We start from the raw sequence: 13379 nt of genomic DNA on the forward strand, positions 1-13379 counted from the left end.
GGAGGAAAACGAAGATGAAACATGCATCCCAAATGGCAGCCGCCATCTGCCTCGCCGCCGCCATCGCCCTCGGAGGAAATGGACAAACAGTTGACGCCGCCGTCCAATGGGGGCAAGTCCAATGGAAACAAGGCATGATCGGCAAAGTCGTCATTTTGCGCGACACGCCTCTATACCGCCTGAACGGAGCGGCATGGCAGACCGCCATGACGGCGAAACAAGGGCGCGAGTATCGCGTCTACAGCCAAAAACGGGCAGGCGGCGCCGTCTATTACAGCCTCGGCGGTGGACTGTATGCCAAACAAGGGGACGCCATCCAATACGTGCCGTTCACAAAAGACGAACTTCTCGCCCTTGTCGCCCGCTCATTGAAAGGGCAATACATTCTTCAGGCAGGAAATGAATCCGTTCCGTTCGTCATTGAGCGGCAAAAAGGAAATCGTCTGTTCGGCTGGTATTTATACGGCCAAAATATGTCATTGCCGCTTGAAGGCCGCATCGACGGCGCCGCGGTGACACTCTCCATTTATTTCAACGACAATGCCGAAGCGATCGCCGACTCGATCTCTTACTTAAAAGCGTACAACGTGCCGAAGGAAGAGATCGAAAAAATCGCCGAACAGCTCGCCAACAGCGGCGATTACGCCATGCAGCTGCAATTTTCCATCACGAACAGCCCGGAACAATTCGCAGGACAGTTCCGCTTTCTCGATTTGTACTTGAATGACCGCTATGACGTCGTCAAAATGACGCTTGGCCAACCGATGGACGTCACGGTGAAGAAAAACGATTGATGTTTTTGCGCAAAATGTTTGCCAACCAAAACCATCAAACTGCCAAAATATTGTTCTAAATTTCTGTTACAGGCATATTCATATCAATGTCGCCATCGATGGAAATAATTTCAATGGCATATTCTCTAAAAAATTTGTATTTAGGGCTAGAATTTAGAAAAAAAATGTATTATTATAGGAGACGTGGAGCATTGAGGAATTATGCTCAAGTGCTAGCAACAGATGCTAGGCTTTCTAATCAGCCCAGCATCTAGCCGTCAAGGATGATATTGGTTGATGTTAGCACCTTTTAGGCAATGAATCTACTAAACGGCAGCCGTTTAGGATCATTGTCTTAAAGTTTCATAAAAATGAAGGGGGATTTTAGGCTTTATGGACAAAAAGAAAGCAGTCAAACTCGCCACAGCCAGCGCTGTAGCAGCGAGCGCTTTCGTCGCCGCCAACCCGCATGCTTCCCAAGCAGCCACGGACGTTGCGACGGTCGTCAGCCAAGCGAAAGCGCAATTTAAAGCAGTGTATTATGCGTACAGCCACACGGTAACGGAAACGGGCAAACTCCCGAACATCAACGACGTATATGCCGCCTACAAAAAAGCGAAACAAGCGTATGAAAACGCGGTTGCTGTCGTGAACAAAGCCGGCGGCGCGAAAAAAGACGCGTATTTGGCTGATTTGCAAGCTGCATACGAAAAGTATGTATTCAAAGCCAACCCGAAATCGGGCGAAGCGCGCGTGGCTACGTACATCGACGCTTACAACTATGCAACAAAATTAGACGCGATGCGTCAAAAACTCAAAGCAGCCGTCGATGCGAAAGATCTGAAAAAAGCAGAAGAGCTCTACCACAAAATTTCGTACGAGCTCAGAACGCGCACGGTCATCCTGGATCGCGTCTACGGCCAAACGACGCGCGAACTGCTTCGCTCGCAATTCAAAGACGAAGCGCAAAAACTGCGCGACAGCTTGATCTACGACATCACCGTTGCCATGAAAGCGCGTGAAGCGCAAGACGCTGTCAAAGCCGGCAACTTGGACAAAGCGAAAGCCGCGCTTGACCAAGTCAACCAATACGTATCGAAAGTAACCGATGCGTTCAAAGCTGAACTGCAAAAAGCAGCACAAGACGCCAAGGCGGCGTATGAAGCGGCATTGAAGCCGAAGGTTGAGAGTGTAAGTGCGATTAACCTTAACCAAATCCTTGTTAAATTTAACAAAGAACTTGATAAAGATTCAGCTGAGAACTTAGCTAACTATACATTAAACAACGGTACTGTAAATGCTGCGTTAAATAACGCTGCATGGACAGAAGCTCCGAAAGCAACACTTCAAGCAGATGGAAAATCAGTATTAATTACTCTTGATACTGACACTGATAGCACGCGCCAAACTTTAGCTAACCAAATCGAGTCTAAATTAACTATTGATGGCGTGAAAACTAAAGACGGCAAAGCTATCGCTAAATCTGAACACAAATTCTCTTATACTGATGCAACAGTTCCAACTGTAGAATCAGTATCAATGGAAGGTAACAAAGTAATCGTTGTGAAATTCTCTGAAGCAGTTAAAGCTGATCAAGCTGTTAACGTTGCGAACTATCAAATCGATGGAGTTTCTCTAAGTGCTTATGGAGTAGGTACTCCTCAATGGGATGCTGAGAAAAATGAAGTTCGTATTCCATTAACAACAGCTTTAGCTGATAAAACTTACAAGTTAAAAGTATCTGTAAATAACGGAATTGAGGATATTGCAGGATACAAATTATTGCAAGTTGAGAAAGATTTAACAGTTGTAACTGATAAAACTGTTGGTAAAATGACAGAAGTGTCAGTAGCAGCTGATAAATCATATGTATTGGTTAAATTCGACAAAGCTCTTGCTCCTTCTAGCTTTGTAACTGGTCAGCCGTTATTCATTGATGGAGTAAACGTATTTAACTCATCTACAATTTCTCGTACTATTGAAAACGGTGCGTTGAAATTAACTCCAGCTGGTGCAGGAACAGACTTTAACACTATCATCGCAAATGGTATCCATGCTGTTAACTTGAAGAGCGATGATAACAACTATTTAGTAGATGCATACGGTATTAAAGTTGCTGCCGGAGCTACTTCTTATAATGTAGTAGCTGACACTACTAAGCCGACTGTTGAAAATGTAACAGTAAATGAAGGCGCAACAACCATTGAAGTTAAATTTAGCGAGTCTGTAGATAGCGCAACTGCACAAAATCGTTTCAACTACACATTGAAAAAAGCTGACGGTTCAGTTGTTACTATCTCTAATGCAACATTCAAATCTGGTTCTACTAATACTGTTCAGTTAACTGTAAGTGCATTAGCTGCTGGTAACTATACATTAACTGTACAAAATGTTAAAGACCGTGCTGGCAACACAATGGACTCTTATAGCACATCTTTATCAGTAGCAGACTTAGTTGCTCCGACAGTAACAGCTGTTAAACAAGGTACAGGCTCTAACAGCAACAGCATTTATGTATACTTCAGCGAAGCTGTAAATACAGCAACAGCTACAGATGTAAATAACTATCTATACAATAATAAAGCCTTACCAGCAGGTACTTCTATTACTGCTCTATCTGCTAGTGCAGTTAAAATTACATTGCCTTCTAGCACTACAGTAACACAAGGTACACCATTTGCGGTATCTAACAACGTTACTGACGTAGCTGGGAACAAAATTGCTGGTTATGGTTACCAAACAACTGTATCTGGTACAGTTACTAACGACTTAGGTTTAGCATCTGGAACAGCTGTAAAAGTTGTTGATAAGCGTACTGTACAGGTTACTTTAAATAAAGAACTTAAGTCTGTAAATGCTTTAGACTTCCAGTTCAAAGTAAGCAATGGTTCTGGTGGAGCTACATGGACAACTGTACCACAGCAAAATGTTTCTTATGTGAACAGCGATGGTAAGGCAACTATTACATTCAAATTCAACTCTGATGTGGTTGATGAAGATGGTAAATTTGCAACTGGTGCTACTAGAACAGCTATTGCGGTTCGCACTAACCAAACAAGTGAATATACATTTGGTACAGTAGCTGTTGATGATACAACATTTGTAAACACTGCTCTTAACGGTGCAACAGGTACTGATGCAGCTGATAAGATTGCACCAACACTTGCATCTACAAACGGTATCGTTACTGTAGATTCAAATAACAATGGTAAGATTGATAAAATCAAGCTTACATTTACTGAAGCAATCAATGGAAATTACTTATCAGCAACTACATTTGATGTATCTGGATACACAGTTACAGGTGCTGCATTAGATGGTTCAGATTCTAAGGTAGTATGGATTACAGTAGCTGAAAAATCTACTCCAGATACAGACGCAACACCAAACATTGTTCGTTTAGGTACTGTTAAAGATGCTAATGGTAATGATTTTACAGGATTAACGACAGCTAGTGCTTCGGTGGATCAAGCTGCACCAGTAATCATTTCAGCTAAATATGTTGATGCAAACGGAGATAGTTCTGTATCAGCTGGAGATAAGGTGGAAATCACATTCTCCGAAAATGTTAAGTTAATTAGCGGTGCTGTTCTGGCTGATCTAGCAAATGACTTTGTTCTTTCTGGTACTGGTTCATTCGGTTCAACTCCAACATTCGCAATTGATGGTAACAAAGTAACCGTTACTCTAGGTACTTCACCTTCGTTGACTGTTGGAACAACCACAGTTGAGTTAACGTCGACTACTAGCAATGTTAGCTTAGAAGACAACACTGGTGTTGACGCAATAGTTTCTTCTGCACCTAAGACTATTACTAACTAATGGGGTACGTGCAAAAATTAACAAAAACAGAGAGTCATTGAGTGGCTCTCTGTTTCTAAGGGGAAGCGTGCCTGTCACGCCCCGAAGTTTGTCGAGATTTGTAGAAATTGAGACAAGTAGATTGGAAGGAAGGCTCTGCGGAGAGAAATCTCTGTGGGGCTTTTCTTTTTGCCAAATCTGTATCAAACTTGATTTCAAATATATATTATGATTTTGAACCTATAGTCATAAAGCCTCAATTCCTTTCGGGGAATTGGGGCTATTTCTATTTTAGGAGGGAAAAGGATGAGCAAGTATCAAACCATCAACCACCAACAGCTAGAGTTGCTAGAAAGAGAGGTGTCTGCCAAACAGCCCGCGAAGCGCGTCAACATTGTCAGCCTGAAGCTCGTTCGTGAGTCTAGCGTGCTGTACAAGGAGCGTCAAATCAAATCTCCGGAAGATGCGTACAGGCTGTTGAAGCCGTTTCTTGTGGAAGCAGACCGTGAGTTGTTTGTCGTTGTCTGCCTTGACACGAAAAATCAGCCTACTGCCATCAACATTTGCCATGTGGGTAGCTTGAACGCTAGCATCGTGCATCCGAGGGAGGTGATGAAGGCTGCCATTCTCTCCAACTCGGCTTCCATCATCGTAGCCCATAATCATCCCAGCGGTCATTGTGAGCCGTCGAGGGAAGACATTGAAGTGACAAAAAGGCTCGTGGAGGCAGGAAGGATCCACTCGAGGATTAATCGAAACAGAGAAACATTGGTTGGGCCTCTATTTTTTTCATTCATATGCAGGAGTTTGCTTGTTTTTGTTGAAAGAATCCTTAATGATGCATGAACGGAGATTGCTCGTCATTTTGTTGGGGGCAGATGAGCCTGTTGCAAATATGACAAAAAAAGGGGGGGAGAAAAGGTGAAGATGTTTGAGTACCGCTTTGCCGTTGCACCCATTTTCCATTTCATCGCAAACAAATCGATGGAAGCAGGCTTGCATGTATGTGATGGCCATGCAAAGCAAACCGTGCAGTTGTTTATGAATGATGCCGCTTCTGAGAAAGGGAAGAAGCGCATTGGGGCTATACAATATGAAGGATCCAACGATTACACAGCGAAAGAGCCCTGCATTGTCAGTTGGAGGTTCGAGCGAGCGCTGCTTCCGGATGGCCTCAAACGAGACTTGGAGGCGATCACAGCGTTTCGCAGAGATCGAAACGCAGGCCCGTCCATCAATCCAAACGCTCAGTCGATTGCTTTTAAGTTTGAAGCGTTGACGGATGCCGCCAAAGAAACGATTGAGGCGATTACGGCTGTTCTTCAGAAGCATGCCAGACGTTGAAACGGTTGCGCGCCTGTCGCTTTTCGATGGGTGGGGCGGTTTGGCTAAGACGGAGATTGGAAGGGAAACGAGGGATTAGGAGTGGCGCATGTATTTCAAATGAAAACGAAGCCGCATGGGTTTCAGCGGTACGACGAATTCATTCGCGATCAAGTCATAGGGATTGGCTGGCCGCTGATTGGCAATTTGGACGGCATAAGCAAAGATGAACTGAGAGAGCGATTGCGCAACGTGTACCATTATTCGGGGGCGAAGCTTGGCAACGCTCTTGGCGCAATCTGGGCGTTTGTCCATACGATGGAACAAGGGGATATCGTGTTGGTTCGCCATGGCGCATGGCTCAGCATCGGGATCATTGGCCCCTATCGCTATGTGAAACATCTCGACAATGATATCGATGGGTTTTGCCATCAACGGTCGGTTGAGTGGAAGGTCATAAATGAAAACGTTCGCTTGTATAATGAGAAAGTGCATGAAACATTGCGGCACCGGGGAGTTGTGACAGAAAGCAAATATACTGTACACGAACTTCAACTAGGGATTTAACGGTGAAGCAGGAATGTTTGAGATATATATGAAATGGTTCAAAGGTCGAAAATCGTCATTTCGTCTCACTTCCTCGCGAAGAAAATCATGGTTCAATGATGATGAAAGGTACAGCTAAGGAAACTTAGCGTCACAAAGCTACAGGGGCTAAGGGGAAGCCTATGCCAGCCAGCTGCCATTACCAAAAAATAAAGGAGGAATTGGTAATGTTGAAGAAAGGATGGCCGATTTTGGTGGCGTCGATGCTCGTCGCCTCTCCGGCGTGGGCGGCCGCCAAACCTGCGGGCAAAGCGCATGAGCGCGAAACGATGGTGAAGAAAGTGGAAGTCGTCGTCAAGAAGAAGACGGAACAAAAGGAAACAGAGGCGAAGAAAAAACAGGAATCGTCCAAGCAACAAAAATGGCTTGCGCAAAAGTTGGCGCAGTTACATAAAAAAGTAGGCCAAATTGAAGAGCGGCTAGACAAAGTGACCGCTCGCATTCAAGCATTGAGCGAAGCGGAATCGGCAACGGACACGCAAACGACGCCTGCTGATTCGTTGCCAACGGGCGAGCCGTCTGCTTCTCAACCGACAGAAGTCACAGCGGCAACTGACGCTCCGAGTGGACAAGCCATAGCGGCCAATGACGCTGCCGCTCCAGCTTCCAGCGGGCAAACGGTAACGGAGGCGCCGTCTCCGAATTCTCCACAACCTGTTGGTGAAGACCAAGAGGAACTCGATGAAGAAAAACAAGAGCAAATTGATGGCCTCATCGGCCAGCTCATCGCGCTGTCCAACCAGCTGCGGGCGGTGACGAATGACATTCGCGCCCTTGAAAAGAAAGTCGGCGCCAACAACGCAGACATTCAGAAGGTAAAAGAAAAAGTCAAGGCGTTGAACGACCAAGTGCAAGCGAACAAAAAGGCGTTGCTTCAGTTGCTGTAGAAATCAAGGGAGAAGGCGTCCCAAACGTTGGGGCGCCTTTTTGCATTAACGGAAGGACGTCCTTATTCCCGTTTTTAAGGAAAAAATGAATTTAATCAAGAACTTTTGCATGATTTTTGACATAAACTAATCATATATTCCGCTTTTTGAGGAAAAATACATGGAAAATCAATTGTTCTCAGTTTATAATTGATTGTAGAAGCAAGGTCAAAAGTTTGATGAAAACTCCACACGGATCATCCCATTGAGCATCGCAGGGATGTTCAAGGTTGGATTCGTCATTTTAGATATACGGGAGGTGAAGTGTATGGTAAATACAAACAAAATTGTAGGCCAGAATGTCAAAAAATATATAGAAGGGAAAGGCATTAAACATTCATGGGTGATGGAACGAACTGGTATTAAGAAGACAGCTTATTATAATTTCTTGAAAGGCGAAGGAAATGTGGAGGAGTATGTTGCAAAGATCAATAAGCTGTTCCGCATTAACGATCCGTTCTTTTTTTACAAGGCAGATATGGAGTTAAATGGAAAAACGTTTGGCCGCAGCCGATCTGATTCATTTATGAATTATGTGGCCCTTTCGTTTCACGGTGCAGAGGACGAAGAATTCAAAAAGGGCATGCATCTTTTCAGCGAATTTGTTGAACTGATCGATGTGTTAAAATCAGTGACAAATTCCGAACATCCAAGGGGGTAGTCCATTGATTGCAAAAGACAATCTTGAAATGATTCTAGAGCATAACAAAACACATTTGCCGAAAATGAAAAGGGCAATGGACCGTATTTACTCCCTCGGAGATCCTCTTGCTCATGTAAAGCCGCTTGATTTTATAAAAACTTATCTTTACGAGCATGCAAATGTATTGCAGTTTCCGATTCAACATGCTGACTATGGTGGGCTTGTGTATTACTATAACGGTGATTATTATGTCCATATTAATACCGTTCAGAAAACAAATATCAAATTTGCCGCTTTTGCTGCAGGCATTTCATCAGTCTCCGATTTTTCTTATTCCTGATGCAGTGTTAGAAGAGTCTTGTAGGAATATACCCACAAAGGAACGGTATAATGATTATTACTTTGAGCTTTTCAAACAATTATCGGAGAAGAAACAGCTGTATATTCTATCGATGCAAACCATTTATCACTTATTAGAGAAAGGAATGACGAAAAAGCAACGCATATTGGATGTGATGAAACAACTAGCTTTGCAAGCTTTCAGAGTCAATAGAGATATTATTCATAACCTGGAACGATGTGAATTATCCTCCATTTCGGATCTTCCAAAATTGAGACAAATCATTTTACATAACGGAAATAATGCAGGAGAGCGCTTTATTTGTTTTTTCTCATTATTGCTTGTTCATCAGTACTACGGTCCTGCCTATATATGTAGTGATGACGGCAAAGGTGTATATACGATGTATAATACTTTTGTAAATAACGAAAGTTTATTTGGAATATTAGGTATCGATGATTTTTTAGGATTTAAACAGCAATACATCCTGCTGTCTTATGACCGTATTCTACAATTATCCATTCAAAATACGAAGTTAAGCTCCGAAGAAATCTATGCTTTTGTGCACAGCAGCGGTCGAAACGAGTCGAGGAAGGTCATTTATTCGTTAGATGGACAGTCATTCCATACAGAAATTAAAAATGCCAATTTGGCAAAATGGATTGAAGAAGGAAAAATAGAGATTTCCTTTTAACGGAGGGGCATCCGTTGCTTCTCAAAAGTTGCGAAAGCTCGATAGAGGCAGAGAGCCGCAAGGAAGATCCGTTGTCAACTACCCCCACTTCGCTAACGCTTGAAGTGGGGGCTTGCAACTCCCCAGAAGTGCGAGCGGACTTCGTCCTCCTTCCTTGACTTGGGGTTGCATTAGGGGCAGGTTGACAACTACCCAACGACGCAGGTCATGCCTGTGTCGTTCCTTCAACGATGTACTCTATTCCTTTTCGTTGAAGGTTCATAGCACCAATGCGGTCATCGTTTGAGGTGTATCCGCATGTTCGGCAACAAAAGGTGTGTGTACGCTTGTTTCGATTGGCTTTTTCCGTATGACCACACTTTGGACATGTCAAAGAGGTGTAATGCGGAGCAACCACCATCACTTTTGACCCATGCAAACGTGCCTTATACTCTAACATTTGACAGAACTGATAGAACGCCCACGATACGGTTTCATATCGGTCATGGATACGTACACGTTCTGTTTTTTCACGAATGCCTGTTAAATCTTCTAATACAAAAAGGGTACGTTCTCCATATTGACGAACGAGTGCCTTCGTGACAGCATGGTTCACATCCGTCATCCAACGGTTTTCTCGTTGTCCGATTGTTTTCAACTTCCGACGCGCAGAAGCCGTCCCTTTTTGCTGGAGGGTTTTTCGCATTCGTTTGTACTTCGCCCGCATATGCTTGATTTTTCGCCCGTTAAAAAAGGTGGTTTTCCCTTGCGAATCATAAGCTGCTGCAAGAAAGTTAACACCCACATCGACACCGACCACCTGGCGGATGTTGTGTTCATCCACGGTTGGAATCGTTTTGGTCATGGGAATGTGCAAAAAGAATTTGTTATGCTTGTAGACGAGTTTGGCTGTGCCAAACGTCCATGAGCCATCAAAATATGGTTCCATGCCTTTTGGTTCGAATGGCACTTTGATTCGTCCTTCTAGTGTATTGACAGAAAATAACCCTTGAACAATGGAGTAATCTCGATTCCAAACGAGGTCATATTCAGGCTTTTTAAAGCGAACCAATGTCCATTCATGACCATTGCTTTTTAGGGAACGGTATCTAGCGATCACCGTTTTAATCACAGATTGCGCCATTTGCGAACGCAAAGCGTAGTTTGATCGAAGTAGACGATAGGTCATGTCGTGTAACTTGGCTTGTGCAAGCACTTTTGTGTCAAAAATCACAACAGACACAGCGTTGCACGCTTGTCGATAAGCGGAAAGGGTGGCTTTCAATACTTCTGCTTGTTCCGCTGTTGGGTAAATTTTTATTTTGGCTGTTAACGTCATGTCCATTTGTCTCACCTCTCTTTCACTAAATATATTATATAATATATTATATCATATATTATATCATATTTTTTAGTGATACAAAAACAAAAAAAGCGATTCCTCCCCCACTTACTCCCTTTGGTCGTTGAAGTGGGGGTCTCCTCGCCAAAGACGATGAATGTAAAAAAGAAGATTGAAAAGATCAACCATCCCCAAGAATAGGACATTGTGCTTTCCTCTATCTCTTTCGATATTGTCTGTTTATTTCCTCTATTTTTTTGTTTGTTTTTTCTATCAAAATTTTGTTGCTTTTATGGTAATATGTATAGAGATGACAATGATTTGATCTGAGTGAGGGGGATGGACATTGAAAAAACGGAAGAAATACGCGGCGGCGAGCGTGGTGTTGGCGTTGGGGCTGCTTGCTCCTTCGTTTGGGCCGACGGCGGTGGGCGCGGAGGATCGGGATGTCGTCAAGCTGCGCATTTTAGAGACGACGGACGTACATATGAATCTCGTCAACTACGATTATTTCAAAGATAGTCCGACGAATGAGTTCGGGCTGTCGAAGACGGCGCGTTTGATCGAGCAGGCGCGCGCTGAGCAGCCGAATACGCTTCTGTTTGACAACGGGGATTTGATTCAAGGAACGCCGCTTGGCGACTATGTGGCGAAAGTGAAGCCGCTGCAAGACGGCGAAGTGCATCCAGCGGTGAAACTGTTGCATTTGTTGAAGTACGATGCGGCGACGGTTGGGAACCATGAGTTCAACTATGGCTTGGATTTCCTCAATGAAGTGTATGACGATGCCAAGCTGCCGATCGTGAATGCGAACGTGTACCGTGACGATCATGACCAAAATCCGGACAACGATGTCAACTATTTCACGCCGTATCAAATTTTAGCGAAAGAAGTCGTTGATGAAGACGGGGAGAAGCATACGCTGAAGATCGGCGTCATCGGCTTTGTGCCGCCGCAAATTATGGATTGGGACAAAGCGAATTTGCAAGGGAAAGTGATTGCGAAAGACATTGTGCAGTCGGCGCAAAAGTATATTCCAAAAATGAAAGCGGAAGGGGCCGATTTGATCGTTGTGCTGTCGCACTCGGGCATTGAGACCGGCGGAAACAGCCCGAATATGGAAAACGCCTCCTATTATTTGACGCAAATTCCGGGGGTCGACGCCGTGTTGACCGGCCACCAGCATAAAAAATTTCCGGCGCTTCCGGGAACGACGCCCGATTTTCCGGATGGGAACGGTATCAACAATGAAACAGGCACGATCAACGGTGTTCCGGTGACGATGCCGGGGGCGTGGGGCGATACGCTTGGGGTTATTGATTTGACGGTTGAGCAAATCGATGGAAAATGGAAAGTGACGCAAGCGAAAGCCCAGCTTCGCCCGGTGTACGACAAGGCGACGAAAACGCCGTTGGTTGACAGCGACCCGGCCGTGGAGCAGGCGATCCAAGCGGAACATGAAGCGACGATTCAGTACGTCCGCAGCCCGGTTGGAAAAACAACGAGCCCGATCAACAGCTATTTTGCGCTTATCAAAGACGATCCGTCCGTGCAAATCGTCACGAATGCGCAAAAATGGTATGTCGAAAAGATGTTGAAAGGGACGAAATATGAAGGCCTTCCGGTGCTGTCGGCCGGTGCTCCGTTCAAAGCCGGCGGACGCGGCGGGGCGAGCTATTATACCGACATCCCAGCAGGGGAAATCGCCATTAAAAACGTCGCCGATTTGTACTTGTATCCGAACACGGTGTATGCGTTGAAAATTACGGGAGCCGAGTTGAAAGAATGGCTTGAGTGGTCGGCGGGGCAATTCAACCAAATCGACCCGAACAAGACAGACGTTCAGCCGCTTGTGAACAACGACTTCCCGACGTACAACTTCGACATTATTGATGGAGTGACGTACGAGATCGATGTCACCGAGCCGGCGAAATACGACAAAAACCAAAATGTGATCAATCCGAACGCGAATCGGATTAAAAACTTGAAATTCGAAGGCAAGCCAGTGACGCCGAACATGGAATTTATCGTCGCAACGAACAACTATCGGGCGACGACGAACCGGATCATCAATCCGGGCGGGAAAAACACGATTTTGGCTGCGCCGGATGAAAACCGGCAAGTGATCATCGACTATATTCGGGAAAACGGAACGATCAACCCGTCAGCGGATGGCAACTGGCGGTTTGCGCCAGTGAAAGGGAAAGCGCCGGTGACCGTCACGTTTGAATCGTCGCCGGAAGCGCAAAAATACTTGCCGCAAGACGGCAGCATCCGCTATGTCACCGCCTTGCCGAGCGGATTTGCTCAATATGAATTTGCCTTGCCGCTTTGGAAGGAAGAAAAGCCCAACCCGCCAAAGCAGCCGGAGAAGCCAACCACTCCTCCAGGCCAAGTGAAAAAAGTGTACTGGGATGGCGTGGAGCTGAAAAAAGGGCAAATCGGCCGCTTGACGGTGCAAAAGCCGATCAATCTATGGAAACGGACGAAGGATGGGCGCCTTGTGTTCGTCCGCATCTTACAGCCTGGGGAAGTGTACCGCGTCTACGGGTATGATGCGCGCTTCGGTGGGCAGTACGCGGTCGGCGGCGGGTATTACGTGACCGACATCGACACGCACATCCGCTATGAAACGCCGTCAAAGGAGAAGTTGAAGTTGGTGAATGGGGAGTAAGCAAGAAAGCGAGGCTGTCCGAATGAATGGGGCAGCCTCGCTTTTTGCATGCTTATCATTCCGAATTGAGAAGACCCCACTTCTACGCGTGAGCATAAGTGGGGGATGAATCGCTGTCTTCGTAAGATCGCTGAACCGTGGGATGCACGGGGATGGCTTGGTTCATAGCCTGCCGCGGGGGTTCCCAAGAATCTCCCGCCTCTAAGTGCAAGCATAGGGGGAGAGCGTTCAAGTTAGTTGGTAATGAATGAAGGTGTTATGATGCTCACAGTTCAAAT

The 13379-nt window shown here is 45.3% G+C and carries 11 protein-coding genes and 1 riboswitch; of the genes, 10 read left to right on the plus strand and 1 reads right to left on the minus strand.

The genetic code is table 11. The features are described 5' to 3' along the window. Nucleotides 1–14 precede the first annotated feature (14 nt). The 9 genes from CD000_RS16970 (at nucleotide 15) to CD000_RS17010 (ending at nucleotide 9106) form a co-directional block, all read left to right on the plus strand. Nucleotides 15–794: a hypothetical protein gene (locus CD000_RS16970; protein WP_096226122.1), complete on the plus strand. Its 780-nt coding sequence runs from the start codon at nucleotides 15–17 to the stop codon at nucleotides 792–794. A gap of 372 nt (nucleotides 795–1166) precedes the next feature. Beyond that, a complete protein-coding gene (locus CD000_RS18310) occupies nucleotides 1167–4595 on the plus strand; it encodes an Ig-like domain-containing protein (RefSeq protein WP_143425258.1) in 3429 nt (1142 codons plus the stop codon). 285 nt (nucleotides 4596–4880) lie between these two features. Further along, nucleotides 4881–5420 carry a JAB domain-containing protein gene (locus tag CD000_RS16980; RefSeq protein ID WP_233130475.1) on the plus strand — a complete coding sequence of 180 codons (540 nt, stop codon included), beginning with the start codon at nucleotides 4881–4883 and terminating at the stop codon, nucleotides 5418–5420. Between the two features lie 81 nt (nucleotides 5421–5501). Continuing rightward, a complete protein-coding gene (locus tag CD000_RS16985; protein ID WP_233130522.1) occupies nucleotides 5502–5918 on the plus strand; it encodes a hypothetical protein in 417 nt (138 codons plus the stop codon). A gap of 81 nt (nucleotides 5919–5999) precedes the next feature. After that, complete coding sequence (locus CD000_RS16990; protein WP_096226124.1) at nucleotides 6000–6464, plus strand: hypothetical protein; 465 nt, start codon at nucleotides 6000–6002, stop codon at nucleotides 6462–6464. A 97-nt stretch (nucleotides 6465–6561) separates the two neighbouring features. After that, a riboswitch (cyclic di-GMP riboswitch) is annotated at nucleotides 6562–6644 on the plus strand. Nucleotides 6645–6670: 26 nt separating this feature from the next. Then, a complete protein-coding gene (locus CD000_RS16995) occupies nucleotides 6671–7390 on the plus strand; it encodes a hypothetical protein (RefSeq protein ID WP_063329679.1) in 720 nt (239 codons plus the stop codon). A 307-nt stretch (nucleotides 7391–7697) separates the two neighbouring features. Continuing rightward, complete coding sequence (locus CD000_RS17000) at nucleotides 7698–8090, plus strand: hypothetical protein (RefSeq protein WP_014196828.1); 393 nt, start codon at nucleotides 7698–7700, stop codon at nucleotides 8088–8090. 4 nt (nucleotides 8091–8094) lie between these two features. Continuing rightward, on the plus strand, nucleotides 8095–8412 hold the full coding sequence (locus CD000_RS17005; RefSeq protein ID WP_227412632.1) for a hypothetical protein: 318 nt from the start codon (nucleotides 8095–8097) through the stop codon (nucleotides 8410–8412). Nucleotides 8413–8557: 145 nt separating this feature from the next. Then, entirely contained in the window at nucleotides 8558–9106 is a 549-nt protein-coding gene (locus CD000_RS17010) for a hypothetical protein (protein WP_233130476.1), read from the plus strand. A 205-nt stretch (nucleotides 9107–9311) separates the two neighbouring features. Here the strand turns inward: CD000_RS17010 and CD000_RS17015 are convergent, their stop codons facing one another. Next, nucleotides 9312–10430 (minus strand): RNA-guided endonuclease InsQ/TnpB family protein, encoded by a 1119-nt coding sequence (locus CD000_RS17015; protein ID WP_096226125.1) that lies wholly within the window; start codon nucleotides 10428–10430, stop codon nucleotides 9312–9314. 343 nt (nucleotides 10431–10773) lie between these two features. Here CD000_RS17015 and CD000_RS17025 point away from each other — a divergent pair, with 343 nt between their 5' ends. Continuing rightward, nucleotides 10774–13101 (plus strand): bifunctional 2',3'-cyclic-nucleotide 2'-phosphodiesterase/3'-nucleotidase, encoded by a 2328-nt coding sequence (locus CD000_RS17025; RefSeq protein ID WP_096226127.1) that lies wholly within the window; start codon nucleotides 10774–10776, stop codon nucleotides 13099–13101. Nucleotides 13102–13379 lie beyond the last annotated feature (278 nt).

It is taken from the genome of Geobacillus sp. FJAT-46040, from assembly GCF_002335725.1.
Classification (GTDB): domain Bacteria; phylum Bacillota; class Bacilli; order Bacillales; family Anoxybacillaceae; genus Geobacillus; species Geobacillus thermoleovorans.